Source organism: Enterovibrio calviensis DSM 14347, assembly GCF_000621165.1.
GTDB classification, from domain to species: domain Bacteria; phylum Pseudomonadota; class Gammaproteobacteria; order Enterobacterales; family Vibrionaceae; genus Enterovibrio; species Enterovibrio calviensis.
In genome coordinates, this window is the sequence record NZ_KK211218.1 from 97,250 (window position 1) to 116,935 (window position 19,686).

General features: G+C 49.0%; 15 protein-coding genes and 1 pseudogene. 11 read left to right on the forward strand and 5 right to left on the reverse strand.

Annotated elements, in window-relative coordinates; translation table 11 throughout:
* Window positions 1–138 precede the first annotated feature (138 nt).
* The 11 genes from torT to Q365_RS0121720 all read left to right on the forward strand — a co-directional run bounded on the left by torT (window position 139) and on the right by Q365_RS0121720 (window position 12,507).
* Window positions 139–1,230: a TMAO reductase system periplasmic protein TorT gene (gene torT, locus Q365_RS0121670; protein ID WP_155859036.1), complete on the forward strand. Its 1,092-nt coding sequence runs from the start codon at window positions 139–141 to the stop codon at window positions 1,228–1,230.
* Between the two features lie 14 nt (window positions 1,231–1,244).
* Window positions 1,245–2,777: a sugar ABC transporter ATP-binding protein gene (locus Q365_RS25955; protein ID WP_035025559.1), complete on the forward strand. Its 1,533-nt coding sequence runs from the start codon at window positions 1,245–1,247 to the stop codon at window positions 2,775–2,777.
* A 39-nt stretch (window positions 2,778–2,816) separates the two neighbouring features.
* Window positions 2,817–3,878, forward strand: coding sequence for an ABC transporter permease (locus Q365_RS0121680; RefSeq protein ID WP_028025329.1), 1,062 nt, complete (start codon window positions 2,817–2,819; stop codon window positions 3,876–3,878).
* A gap of 61 nt (window positions 3,879–3,939) precedes the next feature.
* Window positions 3,940–4,686, forward strand: a complete 747-nt coding sequence (pxpA, locus tag Q365_RS0121685; protein ID WP_028025330.1) for a 5-oxoprolinase subunit PxpA — start codon at window positions 3,940–3,942, stop codon at window positions 4,684–4,686.
* A 37-nt stretch (window positions 4,687–4,723) separates the two neighbouring features.
* Window positions 4,724–4,966 (forward strand): acetyl-CoA carboxylase, encoded by a 243-nt coding sequence (locus Q365_RS0121690; protein WP_028025331.1) that lies wholly within the window; start codon window positions 4,724–4,726, stop codon window positions 4,964–4,966.
* A 79-nt stretch (window positions 4,967–5,045) separates the two neighbouring features.
* The gene (locus Q365_RS25960; RefSeq protein ID WP_081796358.1) at window positions 5,046–6,482 is read left to right on the forward strand and encodes an acetyl-CoA carboxylase biotin carboxylase subunit; all 1,437 of its coding nucleotides are present in this window, start codon (window positions 5,046–5,048) and stop codon (window positions 6,480–6,482) included.
* A gap of 2 nt (window positions 6,483–6,484) precedes the next feature.
* Window positions 6,485–7,360, forward strand: a complete 876-nt coding sequence (locus Q365_RS0121700) for a 5-oxoprolinase subunit B family protein (protein ID WP_028025332.1) — start codon at window positions 6,485–6,487, stop codon at window positions 7,358–7,360.
* On the forward strand, window positions 7,350–8,327 hold the full coding sequence (locus Q365_RS0121705) for a 5-oxoprolinase subunit C family protein (RefSeq protein WP_028025333.1): 978 nt from the start codon (window positions 7,350–7,352) through the stop codon (window positions 8,325–8,327). The genes Q365_RS0121700 and Q365_RS0121705 overlap by 11 nt, the downstream gene beginning before the upstream one ends.
* Before the next feature lie 11 nt (window positions 8,328–8,338).
* A complete protein-coding gene (gene gabT / locus Q365_RS0121710; RefSeq protein WP_028025334.1) occupies window positions 8,339–9,634 on the forward strand; it encodes a 4-aminobutyrate--2-oxoglutarate transaminase in 1,296 nt (431 codons plus the stop codon).
* Window positions 9,631–11,079 (forward strand): NADP-dependent succinate-semialdehyde dehydrogenase, encoded by a 1,449-nt coding sequence (gene gabD / locus Q365_RS0121715; RefSeq protein WP_028025335.1) that lies wholly within the window; start codon window positions 9,631–9,633, stop codon window positions 11,077–11,079. Before gabT ends, gabD begins: the two co-directional genes overlap by 4 nt.
* 261 nt (window positions 11,080–11,340) lie before the next feature.
* The gene (locus Q365_RS0121720) at window positions 11,341–12,507 is read left to right on the forward strand and encodes a porin family protein (RefSeq protein ID WP_035025563.1); all 1,167 of its coding nucleotides are present in this window, start codon (window positions 11,341–11,343) and stop codon (window positions 12,505–12,507) included.
* 408 nt (window positions 12,508–12,915) lie between these two features.
* Here Q365_RS0121720 and Q365_RS0121725 read toward each other — a convergent pair whose 3' ends face one another.
* The 5 genes and pseudogenes from Q365_RS0121725 to Q365_RS26920 all read right to left on the reverse strand — a co-directional run.
* Complete coding sequence (locus Q365_RS0121725; RefSeq protein WP_245621597.1) at window positions 12,916–15,204, reverse strand: eCIS core domain-containing protein; 2,289 nt, start codon at window positions 15,202–15,204, stop codon at window positions 12,916–12,918.
* Between the two features lie 120 nt (window positions 15,205–15,324).
* Complete coding sequence (gene pepT, locus Q365_RS0121730) at window positions 15,325–16,578, reverse strand: peptidase T (RefSeq protein WP_028025338.1); 1,254 nt, start codon at window positions 16,576–16,578, stop codon at window positions 15,325–15,327.
* A 163-nt stretch (window positions 16,579–16,741) separates the two neighbouring features.
* Complete coding sequence (gene dcuC / locus Q365_RS0121735) at window positions 16,742–18,103, reverse strand: C4-dicarboxylate transporter DcuC (RefSeq protein ID WP_028025339.1); 1,362 nt, start codon at window positions 18,101–18,103, stop codon at window positions 16,742–16,744.
* 188 nt (window positions 18,104–18,291) lie between these two features.
* Window positions 18,292–19,137: a MurR/RpiR family transcriptional regulator gene (locus Q365_RS0121740; protein WP_028025340.1), complete on the reverse strand. Its 846-nt coding sequence runs from the start codon at window positions 19,135–19,137 to the stop codon at window positions 18,292–18,294.
* Between the two features lie 220 nt (window positions 19,138–19,357).
* Window positions 19,358–19,686: pseudogene (locus Q365_RS26920) on the reverse strand (calcium-binding protein); the annotation flags it as partial.

Sequence of the window (19,686 nt, forward strand, 5' to 3'; positions counted from 1 at the left end):
TCTAAAAAAACAATAAAGCTTTTCAATTCTTAGAATTATACATATCAATATCGAAATAATAACATCTATTTAACGTTTGATGCGAGTCTCACGAGAAATGACAAGCTGAACTTTTTCGTTAATAAATGGATGGATGTTATGAACAGGAAATCTCTCTTTCGTATAGTAAGTGGCACGTGTTTATCAGCGGGTCTGTTGTTTACCCATGTCGGAATTGCCAACGCAGATAATTGGTTTCCATACCCTGTTGAAGTCTGGAAGCCCGCGTTTGATATGGAAAGTCCAAGGCTTGCCGAAAACTATGCACCGCTTGAATCTGCCGCTACCGCATGGGATATCTGTGTCTCTTTTCCTCACTTGAAGGACGCCTATTGGACATCTGTTAATTACGGCGTGATTGACGAAGCGCGTCGTCTGGGTGTGAAGGTGCAATTGGTTGAAGCGGGTGGTTATACCAAGCTAAATAATCAAATTTCACAAATTGAAGATTGTGTTTCCTCTGGTGCTGAAGCGGTGGTTATTGGGGCAATTTCTTTTGATGGTCTGAATAACCTTGTTGGTACGCTCGCGGAAAAGAATATTCCTGTTATCGACATTGTTAACGGAATGTCTTCATCCGATATACACGCTAAGTCCCTAGTTTCTTTCGGTGAAATGGGATTCAAAGCAGGAGAGTACATTGCAGCACGCCACCCCGCAGGATCAGCCCCTGTCAAAGTGGCGTGGTTTCCGGGGCCTCCTGGCGCTGGCTGGGTAGAAGCGGGCAACTCGGGTTTTCAAAAAGCCATTCTGGGCAGTGCTATCGAGCTGGTTGAGACCAAATATGGCGATACGGGTAAAGAGGTTCAACTCAAGCTAGTTGAAGATACACTTGAAGCCCATCCCGATCTTAAATATATCGTCGGCACTGCGGTCACCGCGGAAGCCGCTACGGGCTTGCTTCGTGCTCGTGGTCTTTCTGATGACATTAATATCGTTTCTTACTACTTCACACCCGGTGTTTACCAAGGTATTCGTCGCGGTCAAATCCTCGCTGCACCGACAGACTCCTCCGTTATCCAAGGCCGAATCGCTATCGATCAGGCTGTTCGCATTCTCGAAGGTAAACCCTACCTAAAACATGTTGGTCCCAAGTTGTATGTCATCGACGACAGCAACATCCATGACTTCGAAAAAACGACATCGCTTGCGCCTGATGGCTATAGACCGACGTTCTCCGTCGATCAGTAAAAGGAGTTCTGATCATGGGTGAGTTGCTTCGGCTGGAGCATGTCTCTAAGCAATACCCAGGTGTGCTGGCATTGGATGATGTCAGCCTAACCCTGGAGCCTGGCGAGGTACACGTGCTGTTCGGCGAGAACGGCGCGGGTAAATCCACACTGATTTCCATGGTGGCGGGTGTAATGCCTCCTTCCAGTGGACAACTGATATTTAACGGTGAGCCAGTGCGTTTCAACTCGGTGTACGACGCTCGCTTGAACGGGATCAGTGCCGTATTTCAGGAGTTCTCTTTGGTTGAATCGCTGACAGTAGGGGAAAACTTATTGTTAGGCGATGAGCCTGTTAAATGGCGATTGATCGACCAAGCGACCAGTCAGCAGCAAGTCGAGAAAGAGCTGGAGAAATTTGATTTTGATTTGTCGCCAACACAAATCGTCGGACAGCTTTCGCGTGCAGGTCAGCAAATGGTCGAGATTGCCAAAGCGTTGCGCAGTGACGTGTCGGCATTGATTCTGGATGAGCCGACGGCGTCATTGACGGAAAAGGAAACCGAACAACTCTTTGAACTTGTCGATGAACTCAAAGCGAAAGGCGTCGGCATTTTCTATATCACGCACCGAATGGCGGAAATTCACCGCATTGCTGACCGTATCTCTGTATTGCGCGATGGAAAACACATTGGGACGGTTAATGCCGAGGAAGTGACGGACGACGAGCTGGTGGAAATGATGACAGGGAGAGTCATTTCCCAGCTCTACCCAAACATTCCGTGCAACCGAAGGGACACCGTTTTGCAGGTGTCAGACCTTCGCACATCCGATGGCGTGGTTCAAAAAGCCACGTTTAGTGTCGCGGAAGGTGAAGTGGTTGGATTCGCTGGGTTAGTCGGGTGTGGAAAATCTGAAGCCCTGAGAGCGTGCTTTGGTATCGAAACGATCGAGTCGGGTCAAATCACTTTTTACGGTGAAAACGTCACGGGGTTTTCGCCTCGGGAAATGCTGGAAATGGGCATGTTTTATAACTCTCGAGACCGTAAGGAAGAAGGCTTGATGATGGTGCGCAGCGGCAGGGAAAACATTGGCCTTGCGTCGCTGGATACCACGCCGTTTAAAGCGTCGGGTCACTTGGTGAATCGTCGCCATGAGAAAAATATCGCCGAACACTTGGCATCACGCTTACGCCTCTACCCGATGGATACCGAGAGGGATGTCTCGCAGTTCAGTGGTGGTAATCAACAGAAAGTGCTGCTGGCGAAATGCCTTACTCGTGGCGTGTCGCTGTATATCTTCGATGAGCCAACGGTGGGTGTTGATGTCTCCACGCGTTCAGAGATCTACGCCTTTATTGGCGAGTTATGTGAGCAAGGCGCAGCGGTTGTGATTATCTCTTCCGACTTGCCTGAAATCCTTAACTTAACCCATCGCGCATATGTGATGCATGAAGGCGAAATCAAAGCGCATTTTACGGGTAATGACATCACTGAGCAGAATATTTTGGGTCATTTCTTTCATCGAGAAGAGGCCGAAGGTGCGGCGAGTGAGCACTCTATACGTTGAGCCCGAGATAGACAGATTGGCAGACAGGAAGTGAAGAGCATGAACATAGAAAACAACGCATCGGCGGGAAATGAACGCGTCGAGATAGGGCAAGGAAAACCAATGAACAACATGAAGTATTTTGCAAAGAAATGGTTTGTCACCCTTGGGGTTTTACCTTTTCTCCTAATCGCTGCGGTGGCCATTTTTGCCTCGGTGTCAGACAACTTTCTCACGGTACGCAATCTACTTAACGTTGTGCGCCAGTCTTCCTATCTCACCTTGGTGGCGGTAGGACAAATGGTGGTGTTACTGACGGGCGGGTTTGATTTGTCCGTGGGCACCATGATCGCCCTGTCATCCGTGGTGGGGGCTACAGCGATGGCCGCCAGTTATGCCGCTATGCCTGACATGGTTTGGCTGTGTATCGCGATAGGGCTGATGGCCGGCATGTTGGCAGGCATGACTATTGGCGTAGTGAATGGTGTGGGCGTGGCTGTGTTGGGAGTATCACCATTCATGATGACGTTAGGCATGGCGTCTGTCGGCTTTGGTGCGGCGTTATACCTCACAGGAGGCACACCGGTTTACGGCATGCCGCAGGCGTTTGGTGATTTATTCGGCTTTGGCAGTTTCTGGGGTATTCCCGCACCAGTATGCGTGGCGGCTGTTGCGATTTCTCTCGCCGCTATCTTGGTTAATCGAACTCGACTGGGGCGTTATTTCTATGCCGTTGGCGGCAATATCAAAGCGGCGCGTTTGTCGGGTATTAACACAAAGAGAACTTTGTTTTTTGCGTACACCATTTGCGCGGGTTTCGCGGCACTGTCTGGCATGTTGTTGACGGCGCGCCTTGATACTGGCGAAGCGAATATTGGTTCAGCGATGCCGCTGGAATCGATCGCTGCGTGTGTCATTGCTGGGGTGAGTTTGCGTGGTGGCGTAGGCCGCCTAGGGAATGTGGTGTTAGGGGCGATTTTTATTGGGCTTGTGCAAAACGGCATGAATCTGGCGCGTGTTGAATCTTATCTTCAAACGGTTGTGATTGGGGGTCTATTGATATTTGCCGTGGTAGTTGAACAGGTACGTTTACGCATGATGCAAAGCCTTCACAAAGATTAATCGTGTCGGTATGAGCAGCAAAGTGGCAATGCATTTTTTGCGAGCAGGAGATAGAGAGTCAATGATTAACATTAATAGCGACATGGGTGAAAGCTACGGCATTTGGAAGTTGGGTGATGATGAGGCGCTAATGCCCTACATCACGGAAGCGAACATCGCCTGCGGTTTCCACGCATCCGATCCGAATCATATGCAGGCGACGGTGGCGTTGGCGAAAAAATACAACATTCGTGTCGGCGCACATTTCTCTTTACCGGACTTACAAGGGTTTGGGCGACGTGAAATGAAAATGGAAAGGGATGAGCTTTTTAACGTGATTGTGTATCAGGTCGGTGCGCTGAAAAGTTTCCTCGATATGGCGGGCGTTCCCTTGAATCACCTTAAACCACATGGCGCACTTTATGGCATGGCGGCAAGACAGTCAGACATTGCGAATGCCATTGCAGATGTGGCGCTTCACTATCAAGTCCCTGTGTTTGGATTGGCGGGAACGTGCCATGAGCAGGTGTATACCGACAGAGGGGTCACCTTCGTGCCTGAGTTTTATGCTGACCTTGATTATGACGAAAACGGTGGATTGATCATTACGCGAAATCACCCTCACACAGACCCAGATGAAGCCGCGGAGAAATGTCTTCGGGCGGTGGATGAAGGCAAGGTTAAAACCGTTAACGGCAATTGGGTAAACGCCACCGTGAATACGATTTGCGTTCACTCAGACACACCTAATGCCGCGGACGTTGCACGGGCGGTAAGAGCGAAATTGGGCGATCGCGTGGTATCGCCTTCTCAGGAACATACGCAGTAAAAACTATTAAGACATCAACCCAAACAAGGAGTTGTTTATGGACAAATCAGTGATTGTTTCTCCACTACCAGGCATTTTTTACCGTACCCCTTCGCCTGACCAACCGAACTACTGCGAGGTTGGGGACACTATCAAAGCAGGAAGTGTGATTGGCGTCGTGGAGGTGATGAAGTCATTCCACGAAGTACGTGCTGAGGTGGGGGGAAAGATTGACGCTTTTCTTATCGAGAACGAAGACCCAGTGATGGCTGGGCAGCCTCTGGTCAAACTTGAGCGTTAGACGCGTTGAGTTTGCCAATAAACCATCAATTGAAAAGACACATGAATGAAGTAAGGAGGCCAGCGTGGCTATTAAAAGGATGCTTGTTGCAAACCGAGGCGAAATTGCCGTTCGGATCATTCGGGCAGCACGAGAATTAGGCATCGAATCTGTGCAGGTCTATAGCGAGGCCGATGTGGATTCTCTTGCCGTAAAATTGGCGGATAAAGCGGTGTGTATTGGTCCACCTAAAGCGGCAAAGTCGTACCTGAACATTGACGCCATTATGACGGTTGCGAAAAAAGAGAAAGTGGATGCGATTCATCCCGGTTACGGTTTTCTATCCGAAAACGCAGAGTTTGCTGATGCGGTAGTGAAAGCTGGCATGATTTTCGTGGGACCCTCTGGCCTCATCATGCGAAAAATGGGTGACAAAGCCACCGCGAAGCAAACAGCTAAACAGGCGGGCGTCCCCACCGTTCCGGGTAGCGATGGACGAGTCGAATCACTCGATGTCGCCACTGCTGTGGCTGCAGAAATTGGCTATCCCGTGATGATCAAGGCATCGGCAGGCGGCGGCGGTCGTGGCATTCGTATTGCAAAATCTCTAGATGAATTAGCAGAACAATTCCACCCCGCTCAAGCAGAAGCGGCAGCAGCATTTGGCGATGGCGGTTTATATGTTGAAAAGTTGATCACAGGCTCCCGTCATATTGAGTTCCAACTGTTGGCTGACGGAAAGCGCGCGGTGCATTTGTTCGAGCGAGAGTGCTCCCTTCAGCGCCGTCGACAGAAAGTGTGGGAAGAAGCGCCGAGCGCCGTGCTGTCACCCTCTGTTCGCGCTGAGATGGGTAAGGCAGCTGCGGCATTGGCAGAGTCAGTTGGCTACTGTGGTGCAGGAACGGTCGAGTACTTGTACAACGAAAAGAACGGCGAATTCTATTTCATTGAAATGAATACGCGTATTCAAGTTGAACACCCTGCAACAGAGTGGATCACTGGCGTTGATCTTGTCAGAGAAATGATTCTTGTGGCGGATGGGAACCCTTTACCGTTCACGCAAGATGAGCTGGCGATTAAAGGTCATGCCATTGAAGTTCGCATCAATGCGGAAGATCCGACGAAAGACTTTATGCCGTTTCCAGGCAAGGTTGAAAACCTCTCAATTCCTCAAGGCCCCGGTGTGCGTTTCGATAGCTTGCTCTATCCCGGCTATGCGATTTCACCGTTTTATGATTCCTTGCTAGGAAAGCTCATTGTTTGGGACACGGACAGAGATAAAGCGATTGCGCGTCTTGACCGTGCTCTGACTGAGTTATCCATTGGTGGCGTAAAAACCACGAAGCCTTTGTTTGTTGCATTGTCACGAGACCCAGATGTTCAAGCTGGGCGATTTGATACCAAATGGTTGGAAGGTTGGTTGAGCAACTACGGTGAAATGCTAGACGACAGCGATATTCTTGACGATGCAGTGACAGACGACGCAACGACTGATGATGAGCAAGACGCATTGCCTGCGCATACGATGAGGGCTTAGGAATGAAGAATCGTTATTCCTTTGGTGGTGATGAACATCTCTTTGTTGAGGTGGATGAGGAAATGTCGCTGGCGGCGTTCTTTAAAGCCTTATCGATGACAGAGACGTTGAAGAAAATGTCGTTGAATGGTGTGGTTGAAATATGTCCGGCGAACGCCTCATTCCAAATCAAGTTTAACCCTGATGTCATTTCTCCGGACGAAATACTCGCAGTGATGAAAGACATCGAGCAAGCGGCGGGTGAAGACGAAAAGGCCATTGATACGCGCATTATCGAAGTGCCTGTTTTCTACCAAGACCCTTGGACGCAAGAAACCCTCATGCGTTTTAGAGAACGTCACCAAACACCGGACAAAACCGATTTGGAGTTTGCCGCGCAAATCAATGGGTACGAATCTGTGGATGCATTTATAGATGCGCACTGCGGGTCGCCTTGGTTTGTCACCATGGTGGGGTTTGTCTCTGGTCTTCCATTTATGTATCAGATGGTTGAAAGAGAGAAACAGATCCAAGTGCCGAAGTATCTGCGTCCCCGCACTGACACGCCAAAACACACCGTAGGGTATGGCGGTTGCTTCAGTTGTATCTATTCAGTGCGAGGCGCGGGTGGTTATCAAATGTTTGGCGTGACGCCATTGACCATCTTCGACCCTAGCCAACAGATCAGCTACCTGAATGACTTCATGGTGTTCTTTAAGCCGGGTGACATCATTAAATTCGTCCCCGTTGATCATGCGGAATTCGACAGAATAACAGCAGCGGTTGAAGGCGGTACTTACCAGCCAAATATCCACTCTGTACGTTTTTCTCTCGATGAATTCGAAGCGGATATGCCCGCTTACAACCGTTCTTTGTTGGAGGTGTGTCATGGCGGTTAATGTGCTCAACCCAGGTCTGGCGACCTCGGTACAAGATTTAGGTCGACCCGGGTATTTCCATTTGGGTATTCCGGTCTCTGGTGCCATGGATCACCTGTCTCTTCGCTGTGCGAATTTGTTGGTGGGTAACCCTGAAGATGCAGCGTGTTTGGAAGCAGTTTTCGTTGGACCAACACTCCAATTTGAAAAAAACAGTGTTGTTGCCGTGACAGGCGGCGATATGACGCCATTGGTTGATGGTGTGGCGCAGGAAACATGGGCGAGCTTTGATGTTTTGGCAGGGCAAACGCTGTCCTTTAGCCACCTTAAATCCGGCGCGCGTATCTATATCGCCATCTCAGGAGGCATTGATGTTCCCGTGGTTCTGGGCAGCCGTTCGACTTACACCTTGGGGGCGCTTGGCGGATTTCAGGGAAGACTTCTTGCAAAAGATGACTCTCTGCCTGTCGGTGATAGCACGTCTTTCAGCCAAACCGCGGGTGCTCAACTCCCTGAACATTTGCGTCGACAAATTCCAAGTGAGCAAACGTTAAGAGTCTTGCCGGGCTTGTATTGGCATCGAATTACTGAGGCCTCTGGTGAGCAGTTTTTTAATGACTCTTGGACGGTGGCGCCTGAAGCTGATCGCATTGGATATCGTTTCAAAGGGGGAACTCCGCTAGCGTTCGTGGAGCGTGAGCAGTCCTTTGGTGCAGGCTCTGACCCGTCCAACATTGTTGATGGGTGCTACCCCTATGGGTCGATTCAAGTACCGGGTGGGACTGAGCCCATTATCTTGCATCGAGACGCCGTCTCAGGCGGCGGTTACTTCATGGTCGGGACAGTCATTTCTTCCGATCTGGATTTGATTGGGCAAATGCAGCCGAACACCAAAGCCCGTTTTGAATCTGTGTCGATGGAACAAGCGCTTTCTGCCCGACGAGACTATCAACTGAACTTTCAAAAAATCCGCGAAATACTTATCTGACAGGAGTCATCATGACCACAAATCAACAATTGCTACAGCGGCGTGAAGCGGCTGTGGCACGGGGAGTTGCGTCTGCGCATCCAGTATTTGCCGCTCGCGCAGAGAATGCGGAGCTGTGGGATGTGGAAGGAAAACACTTCATTGATTTCACGGCTGGCATTGCTGTGACCAATACAGGGCACTGTAACGTTGCCTTAAATCAGGCGGTTGCCGACCAAATGATGCGCTTCAGTCACACGGCATTTCAGGTGTCGCCGTATGAAACTTATATCTCGTTGTGTGAAAGGCTAAATCAGGCTGCGCCCACGCAAGATGCCAAATCAGTATTGTTTAGTACGGGTGCGGAGGCGGTAGAAAATGCCGTGAAAATCGCGCGTCATTACACTGGAAGAAGTGGCGTGATTTCGTTCACAGGCGGATTTCATGGTCGCTCTTTACTGACCATGGGGCTGACAGGAAAAATCCTCCCATATAAATCAGGTTTTGGCCCGTTCCCTAACGATATTTATCACGTTCCATTTCCGGTAGAAGTGCATGGTGTCACCGTAGAAGAGAGTCTGACAGCACTCAACAAACTCTTTAAAACCGACATTGAAGCTACCAAAGTCGCGGCAATTATTCTCGAGCCGGTTCAGGGTGAAGGTGGCTTTTATCAAGCCCCAGAAGCTCTGATGACAGCGCTTCGCGACATCTGTGACCTGCACGGTATTGTGCTTATTTTTGATGAAATACAGACAGGGTTTGGTCGAACAGGAAAACTGTTTGCCAGCGACCATTTTAGCGTGAAGCCAGATTTGATCACGGTAGCGAAAGCGTTGGCGGGTGGTTTTCCACTGTCAGGGGTTGTTGGTAAACGCGAGATCATGGACAGCCCAGGACCTGGTGGTTTAGGCGGTACTTATGGTGGCAGTCCAATTGGTTGTGCAGCAGCACATGCGGTGTTAGATGAGATTGAACGACTGGACCTATGTAAACGCAGTGAACACATTGGCGAGATCATCAGGCAACGACTGACCAAGCTAAAAACAACTTGCCCTTCATTGCCGATAGGTGATGTTCGAGGTTTGGGCGCGATGTCCGCGTTTGAGCTGGTTGAGGCGGATGGTCAAACGTCTGCACCGGAGCTAATTGGACGTTTGGTGGTACAAGCGCGAGAGCAAGGTTTGTTGCTACTGTCTTGTGGATATTGGGGTAACACGATTCGATTGCTTCCTCCGCTCACCATTGAAGACACCAAGTTAATGAAAGGCCTCGACATCCTTGAATCTGCGCTTTTGGCGGAGTTCGTGGAAAAGGAGGAAGTATGAAGTTAACGGATCACCGATTGCTCAAACAGCGAGCTTACATTGACGGTGATTGGTGCGATTCAATCAGTGGCCTCACGTTTCCTGTCTTGAATCCAGCGACAGGTGAAGTACTGGTGAATGTGCCGCGCATGGGGCGACAAGAAACACAACAAGCCATTCGCGCCGCAGAAAAAGCCTTGGTAATTTGGCAAAACAAAACCGCCAAAGAGCGCTCAATGGTATTGCGACGTTGGTTTGATTTGATGTTGGAACATCAAGACGATCTTGCTGAGATACTCACTGCTGAACAGGGCAAGCCGCTTGCTGAAGCGAAAGGTGAAATTGCGTATGCCGCGTCCTACATAGAGTGGTTTGCCGAAGAGGGAAAGCGTATTTATGGCGATACCATTCCGGGACACCAAAGCGATAAGCGTCTAACCGTGATTAAGCAGCCAATAGGGGTGACGGCTGCCATTACGCCATGGAATTTTCCTGCGGCAATGATAGCGCGAAAAGTCGCACCAGCCTTGGCAGCGGGTTGCTCAATGGTGGTGAAACCCGCAGAGCAAACACCGCTATCTGCGTTTGCCTTGGCACAACTTGCGGAATGGGCGGGCGTACCTGCTGGTGTGTTTAACGTTGTTACAGGCGATCCGCGAGAAATAGGGGCGGAAATTTGCGAAAGCCCAGTTGTGCGAAAGTTATCGTTCACTGGCTCAACCGCAACAGGGGTTACCTTGATGTCGCAGAGTGCGCCAACGGTGAAAAAACTCTCCATGGAGCTGGGAGGCAATGCGCCGTTTATCGTGTTTGATGATGCGGATCTTGACGCGGCGGTAGAAGGAGCGATGTTATCCAAGTTTCGTAATGCGGGACAAACCTGTGTCTGTGCGAACCGAATTTATGTTCAGCTCGGTGTCTACGACGCGTTTGCTGAGAAACTGACGGCAGCCGTGAAAAAGCTGCAGGTTGGAAAGGGCACCGATGACGGTGTCACCACAGGGCCTCTCATCAATGAAAATGCAGTTTTGAAAGTAGAGAAGCATATTGAGAACGCAGTGAGCCAAGGGGCGGTGATTGCCACGGGTGGTCAACGGCATGTGCTTGGCGGTACGTTCTTTGAGCCGACAGTGTTGACCAACGTGCAATCCTGTATGGACGTGGCGCGAGAGGAAACGTTTGGTCCGCTCGCCCCGCTTTTTTGCTTTGATGACGATGATGATGTGGTCGCCATGGCAAACGATACTGAATTTGGCCTTGCGGCGTATTTTTATGCCAAAGACGTTTCCCGTATTTGGCGTGTAGCGGAAAAACTTGAGTATGGGATGGTCGGCATCAATACCGGCATGATCTCAACAGAGGTTGCGCCGTTTGGGGGCATCAAAGCCTCGGGGTTTGGTCGCGAAGGTTCACGCTACGGCATCGAAGATTATCTGGAAATTAAATATCTCTGTTTATCTGTGTAACTCCAAATATCTATTGATGTGACAAGTCTGGGTTTTACTTTTTCATTCTGAATAATTAATTCTCACTCTATATTTTTAGAATGAAATTGTTTGAGTGATCATATTCAAGGCTTACACCTGCCTGATTTCTATCAAATCGGTATTTGTCGAGTAGGTATTTGTTGGTTATATATGTATATTTTAGCGGGTAGCTTCCTTTGTTAATATAAGGAAGGCGGCTACCTATGTGTAAATGTCAGTGAAAAACAAATGGAATTAACAATGAAGTTTATTAAGTTTACTCTTGGTTCATGTGGTCTTTTTCTATTTACTTCCCACGCATCGGCAGTGGAAATTGAAACAGATTCTTGGATCTTCAGTGTTAACGGTAATGTGAATGGATTTTATAGTCATATTCAATGCGACGACAGTAATAGTGTCGTGAATGGCAATCCATTGCTTTGCAGTGGTGATGATGCCTCGGCAGTGACCAATGGCTACTTACCTGCGGCATTGGATATCGGGGTCGCCAGAGAGGTGTCGGGCTATCACATCAGTGCTCATATCATTTATGAAGGCGGCACGGTGAGCAACGAGGCTTTTAACAATGGCAGTTCCCAAGAAGCTTTTCGTGCGTACATGAACGTGGGAAATGACACGATTGGTAGCGTCAAAATTGGTAAAGACTTTGGGCTATTTGGCAATGATTCTGTGTTCAATGATATGTCAGTGTTCGGCGTGGGTGCGCACGCAGTGGTGATAAGTCCGCTTAATACTAGCCTGGGCGCTGCTGGCTATGGTTACATTTTTGCTGATCGCTTGAGCATGATTAATTACACCTTACCAATCCCTGGTGCTTTCTCCGCTACCGTGGGCGTTTTTCAACCTCTCGATCTTCTCACTTTAGGCGCGCAGAATTCTACGACAGGCGAGAGCGGTTCAACGGCACCGGGCTACCACGGGAAGCTCAAATATGCATTTGATGGTGGCTTTGTTTCTACGTCGTTACTGACGCAAAAAGTCAAAAACCAGAATGTGAATGACAATGCGCTGGGTTGGGATGTGGCGGCGAAAATTACGCTGTTAGAGAACCTTAGCGTGTTTGGTTCTTATACCTCATCAGAAGGTGTTGGTAATGCGGGATTATTCTTTGATGCTTATGACGCACAAGGTGAAGCCAGAGAATCAAGCGGCTACTTTTTACAATCCATGTATGACTTTGGCGGAACACGTTTAGGCGTGAATTATGGTTTGACGGATATTAAACGTACTGCAAGCGACCCGGTTGATAACGTGAATGAGAACAGTAAGGTGACTTTGGGGTTATATCACGATCTATTTGAAGGCTTTATTGTGAGTGGCGAAGTGTCTCGATATGAATCTGAAAGCTTTGCTGGCAATGAAATTGAAAATACAGGGCTGAGCTTAGGTGCTGTTTATTTCTTCTAGTTTACTTAAATATTGTTATTGAATCCTACATCTTAGGGGTTGTGTTGATGTATTAATCTCTTGGATGCTTGGAGTAAAGGGCACTTAATGTGTGTTTGGTTGATATCATTCTGTGCCTGTTTTTATGTTTCATTCCGCTTTTTTGTGATGTTGATTCTGGTGAAATGAGTCCCTTAACCACGAAACCAGAGAATCACATTGATACCTATAGCTTCGTGTCATTTGGGTATATGAAAAACCTCTGTGGTGATCAGAGGTTTCTTTTTAGCGCACTGAGTTTGCTCAACCGATTTTCAGGGCTAAAAATGCGACGAAGTGAGTGTTTTGTTTCTCGGGATATGGCATGGGTTATTGGGAGAGTGATGTCGCCAGTTGACACTTGTAAAACGTAACGCGCTTACCCGAAGGTCATAATGGAACGTTCCCATTCAGTATCTGGCTTCGGATACTTGCTAAGGCCTCTAAAACTTCGGCTCTTCCTCCGTGAGCTGCTTGGATGAGTTGTTCATTTACCCATCGAATATGCCTCGCCGTGTGAATTTTTGAATGAATTTGTCCTGTATTGATGTTGACTGTTTCAAAGAGATCAGAGAGCCAAACTCCGTTTCTCTCAGAGTTAATACTAATATTAAATCGTTCTAGAATGTCCCTTGCAGGTTGTGCTTGCTGCATTCTCTTCGGAATAATGTGGTGGGCATGATGCCCTGGTGGCCTTGCTCCCATGGTCCGCTCTAGGTTTCTAGCAAGCATATTTGCATCACCTCTTACCGCAGTCCTCGGGATCGTTGTTCGACCTTGACCTACAGCATTCGTGCCTTCAGGTACAACGTCGGGGCGGCGATGACCAGACTGCGCGTCGGCAAATTCTTCCAATATTTCAAGACGCCTTGCCTCATCGCGAGTGAGATCGGGCGGTGTTTCTGGTTCAGCACTCGGTCTTCTTCGTGTTGATGACGATGATGATCCTGATGCGCTGGATGAGGATCCCGCTTCATCCGCCGCTTCACGTAACGAGCGCGATTCGCTGCCAAGTTGCGCGGTGTGAGCCGCCATTTGTGCACTTTGCTGTGCGAATGGCCCAAGTCTTCCGAGGTCCATGGCCATGGCTCCGCCGCCGCTCATTGCTGCTGCTCCTCGGCTCGAAGCAACCACTGCACGTGCAGGAAGAGGGGCTAACACGCTCGATGCTCTTGCAGGAGCCGCCGCGCCGCCTGCGCCCATGGTGGCGAGAAAAATCTCAGCTTCCCCAAACAATCTTCCGATATATCTTGCTTGTTCTTCCGGTGATGCGGCCATGAAGGTGTTTAGTATTTGTTGTCGATTACGCCAAAAGGTCGCAATGGTTTGCGGTAATTCCCCGATGCCACGAAGAAAACCTACGGGATCTCTCACGAGGTCGAGCATAGATCGAGCCATCGCTACGCCCGCTTGTCCCATGCCGTGGAAGTAAGCAAAAATCTGGTCTCTGATTTGGCCATCAGATAAATCCGTCCAGAAACTTTGTCCGAAAGTTAATTCTTCTGGTGCTTCAAAATCACGGTAACGTCGGGTGCGGTTGTTAAGAAGATAACGGAATCGTCGACCGCGCGAATCTTCTAGCTCATGGATCACGGCGGTAATGCCACTGCGGAAGTGGTATCCGCCAAATGCACCTGCGAAGTAGTGCCGATTGTCTAGCGCACGGAGAAACAGTTCGAATCGATAACGCGACGTGGCGTAGCGCTCTATGATGGCCAAAATGAGGGCTTCTTCTGAATCGCTGACGTGAGTTTCCTGCACCAAATTCATGATGCGCTGAATATCTCGTCGCATGGTTTCTGGATTAGGGGTTTCTAATCGTCGCCTTCTTGCTCGACGTTCTTGTGGCGTGGGTTCTGGCTCAGGCTCTGAGGTTGTCATTCTGGCCAACGCTTCCGATGCCGTGTCCAGGTTTTCTTGCAACGCATCGCGATCGACCGAGCCCTCTGGAAAGTTCTCTATGTATACAACCAGTGCTTCTACTAATCGCTCAACGATATCGACGCTCAGCCCTTCAAAATCGGACGGCAAGAGTTGCTGCGTGAGTGATCTATCGAAAATATCCGCACGAAGGGTGGACGGAGCGCCTGCTTGCCATTGCATGACATGAGAAAGTTCATGGGCGAGGGTGATATTCGGTTGGGTATTCACTCGCGAGCTTAGCCAAATGTGGTTTTCAATCGCAAACGCCTGTGCGCCGACTGCACGAGTGGTGAGTTCAGACGCGTGATCACGATGAATTTTCACACCGCTCAGGTCTTTCCCCATACGAGGCTCATAGAAACTTCTTGTTGTTGTGGGAATATCAATGCCACCAGACGTTAATGACCCCAAAGACGTTTGACGACGCTTTGGTTCCGGTGAATTTGGCATATTGCCGTCGTTTGGCTTGAGGCTGGGTGCAGTTTGATGAGTGGTTTTTGCAATCTGATTGGCTTGGTTTTCATAGTTGGATTTAGCGTTTCCCTGACCCAGAAAGCGAGGTGCCAAGGCAATGGAACTTGGTGAAGGCGTCAGCGATCTGCTTTGAATAATGGGGCGTTGTTTCGGCGTTAGCGGACGAAGATCTTGTGTTTGATCAGAGAGTGAGCGTGAAGAATGATTCCCCGCGGTTGGCGCAGGTTTCGTTGTCTCATGACCGTGTAGCGCAGATTGTGGTTTGGGTTGAAAGGCTAACACCTCGAAAGTCCTAAGCGGCGGGCGTTATATTAAGAATATGCCATACGCTAAATTTTCTTGTCTTCTTTATGCGGAACTCGCAAGCATCGGGCGATAGCGCGCCCGATGCTGGCCAATGACTTAGGAATGACGTTCCGCTGTAATCTTGATCACCTCTACCACCACGGCACTGGCGGCTTGCAGCGATTTCACTGGCAAGTATTCGTAGATGGAGTGGAAGTTGTGTGCGCCAGTGAAGATGTTAGGGCATGGCAAACCTTTCTGAGAAAGGACGGCACCGTCATAACCGCCGCGCATTGGGATCGCGTTCATTTGAATGTCGTTACGGGCATAGGCTTCTTTGGCGATCTCGATTGGAAAGCTTGCATCACCTTCTAAGCTGTTTGCCACGTTTTCGTAGCGGTCTGCCAAGTGAATGGATACCGTTCCTTCGCCCCATAGGCCTGCGCAGCTGTCAGACAGGTTCTGCAAAAACGCCATGCGGTTTTGGTAGCCTTGTTTGGTGAAATCACGGATATCCATCTTCAGCACGGTTTTCGCACTGTTGCCCGTCATCTCTTTCACCCAGTAATAGCCTTCACGGCCTTCTGTGTATTGTGGTGCTTCACCTGCTGGCAACATGCTGATGAATTGGTGTGCCATCAGTAGCGAGTTTTTCAGTTTTCCTTTGGCTGACATTGGGTGCGCAGATTGACCTGTAAATGTGATCACAGCGTCGCCCGCATTCCAGTTTTCATACACGAATTCGCCAATGCCACAGCAATCCAAGGTGTAACCAAAGTCTGCGCCAAAGCTCTCTACATCGAAGGCCTTCGCGCCGCGCAGACCTTGTTCTTCGTCGGGTACGAAGGCCACTTTCACGTCACCGTGGAGAATATCTGGGTTAGCTTTCAGTGTTTGTAACGCGTGCATGATGGCAGCAATGGCCGCCTTGTCATCCGCGCCCAGCAAGCTGGTGCCGTCGGTCACGATGATGTCGTCACCCACATACTGAGCAAGCTCTGGGAATTCGGCGTGTTTTAGGATGATATCCAACTCTGCGTTTAAGCAAATATCACCGCCGTTGTAAGGCACAATTTGCGCCTTGGTGTCGTTAGATTGCTCTGCACTGGTATCAAGGTGAGCAAAAAACGACACGGTCGGAATGGAAGCGCTTTGCGCAGAAACAGGCATATTGGATGGCAAGGTCGCGGTTAGGATGGCGGTATCGCGTAACACGATGTCTTCCATGCCTAAGGCTTCAAGTTCTTTGGCGATCAATTGCGCCAGCACCATTTGCCCATCAGAAGACGGCATGATGCCAGCAGCGCCTTTTTCTCGGCTGGTGGTGGTGTTTATGCGGGTATATTGCAGGAAGCGATCGACGATATTCATTGTGTTCTCCGACACGCGCTTCTCGGTGAATCGCGTGGAATAAATACAAAAACAGGTTGGGTGTTTCGTCCACACGCTGCCCAGACATTGCCTAGACGTTGTTTAGGAGACACACCTCAACCTATAAAAATTCACGTGTTCATGTGATGGTTGTTCTAGGGAATTAGATCAGCACTTGTGAACACACGAGCACGGACAGAAGGCCGCCTAGCATTGGGATCATGGTGCGTTTTGCCAGCTCGATAGGCGAAACGTTTGCCACGCCTGCACAGGCGATAACCACACCGGCCACTGGTGATGCAGAGCGCATCAAGCCCGCTGCAAGTTGCATTGGCATCGCTACGTGCGCAGCAGTTGTACCCACTTGCGCTGCCACTTCTGGTGCGAGGTTTGAGAAGCTAAAGAATGACGCGTTGCCTGAACCCGACAGCATGGTAACCAGCACGATGATGGCAACCAGCATGATCACCATGGCTAGGTAACCCAAACCAAGGTTTGCAGCACTGCCAAGCAGCATGTCGATAAAGCCGATAGCGGTTAGACCCACAACGAACACCTGCGCTGAAATGATCAAGCTCACTACGCTTGAGAACACGGCACCCATGCCTTCCAAATACACCTTCAAAGAGGCAGCAACGGTTTTACCGTCACGGGTGTAAATGAAGTCACACACCATGGAAACAAACAGGGCGATGAACATGGCTGTTACCACGTCCATGCGAATGGTCGTGATGGCAAACTTACTGAAGGTCAAAAGAAGCATCAAAGGCAGCACAGGCAGAATCGCAAACCATTTTGGCGCTTCGCGTTGCTCTTTCGCTTCAATGTTGAATTCGTGCGTGACGCCTTTTTCTGCGTCTTTCTTGTCGAAGTAACGCTGGCTGAAGTAGTGAAGGGCAGCGATAACAATCATTGATACCATGGCTACAGGGAACTGGTAGCTGGCGAAGTAGGTAGCAACATCAATGCCTGATACTTCCGCGGCTTTGTTTGCCGCAGAAGACGCTGGGCCTAAGTCCAAACAGCCCGTGGTTGCAACAACCGCTGCGGCTGCCGCTGGGTTACAGCCCACGCCGACCAAGACCGGATACATGGCAACCAGCAACAAGAGTGCAAGGCCGGTGGCACTAGGAATGAAGATGTTGATCAACTGGCCAATGATGTAAGCCAGTGCCAATACCATGTAGGGATTTTTGATGTGGGAAAGCGGTTTGGTGGCGATGCTGACCATCGCGTTTGCCGCACCAATGTGCCCCATGTATTTTGAGAAACCGCCCACGGCCATGATGATCAAGCCAAGCTTCGATAAGGTGGACGATGAAATGACTTTAATCACTTCAAAGAAATCGACAATGATTGAGCCCGTTGGCTTACCGCCTTTCGGCAAAAAGTCGGTGGTGCCATCGATGACAGCCAATGCAATCATGAATAAACCCGCAAGGAACAGCACGGCTTGTGTATTGTATTTTTTAACGATGAAGTAACCGACACCAAAGATTATCGGTAAGGCTAATAGTGTGATCATTTAAAACCTCATGTCTTACTATCAAAAGTGAACTCTTTAAATTCAAAGAGAAAAAGTGAAACTGGAGACGCTGTTTTCTGAATTTTGAACGTGAAAAACCCTTCACCATTTGGTTGAGAAATGGCGATAAATACCGTGCGTTTGTTAATGAAATTGAGTGGTTAATTTACGTTGAAAGTCACTAACCGCTAAAAAACATTAAATTCGTCAAACAAATTGTTTATGCGTTTGAATCGATCATTTTTTTCTTTTTGGCGAGAAAGTCCTTTTATGAACGCTTCGATGAGTGCGAAGCCTGAGGAACGATTGTTGAAGAATCCGGTGCTTGCGCTTTCAACCGAAAATTGAACGTCGCAGTAGGCAACAAAAGGGTTCACGGGCTGGTCGGTAACAAACACCACGTGGCCACCGTGTTGGTGGAACCATTTCACGATTCGCACCGTGGTTAATGAAAACCGGTGATACGAAATGGCAAGTAAGGTGTCGTTCGTTGAAACATCAATAAGCTGGTGAGGCAGTGTGGAAATATCGGCTTTAAGCCAAACCACATCTTTGCGTAAATATCGCGCGAGTAAATAGAAATAATTTGCCAAGGCTTCCGATGAAGCACTGCCAATTACATATAATTTCCCGTCAGGGTTTTGCATGTAATCAATGGCGAGATTAAAGTCAGATTCAGAAAGAGACGAGAGGGTTGTTGTCATGTTAGACATGACTTCATCGAAATGATTGGCCAACGTGCTTTGATCATTGTTGGCGTGTTGTTCGCCTTCATAACGTTCTATTGGGGTTGTCAGTGTTTGCGCGAGATCGTTTGAAACCTTCTTTTTGAATTCAAGAAATCCACTAAATCCCAAATGCTGTAAAAAACGACCAAGGGTGGCTTTTCCCACGCCAATCTGTTTGCAAAGCTCATCGATTTTGGCAAACGGCAGCATGGTGTAGTGCTTCATAAAATACTGAGCAATAACAACTTCTGCGGATGTTAACGAATCCAGTCCATTCACCGTATCGATGAAGGTTTTTTTGTCCATGGGGAATTTTTCCCAATTCCTTAATCTACGGGACATATTTCCACTCGCCCTATGGGAATTCAAGAGAATCACAAATTCCCACATAAAAAATGTGACTAATCTGAACTTGTTTTTTTTCCGTTAACGAGTCGGTGTTGTTTGTTATGACGGCATACATAGACATGAAAAACGCCATCCCCTTTAACGGAGGATGGCGAGTGGTTAGACATTGAAATGGTTATCAGGCTGAATAAAAGAACTCAAAGTCATTGGCACTAATGTCAGTGGCGTCTATCCCTTTGAGAAGCACGTTGACGTGGTCAGCCGTCACTGGTTCGTCCCGATAGGTGTATTCACGGAACATCTGCACAAGGGTGTCATCTCCTTGTTGGGTGATGATGAAGTCATTGAAATCCATTTGTTCGTGGAAGTAATCATTGAACGCGATTTTGTCTTCGCCGATGACGAAGTCGGAGATGGTGTCGGTTTCAACGTCGCTGGTGTAGTTGGCACGTTCGTCACTCACCACGAAAGTATCGGCACCGTTACCGCCAGTGAGCGTATCTTCGC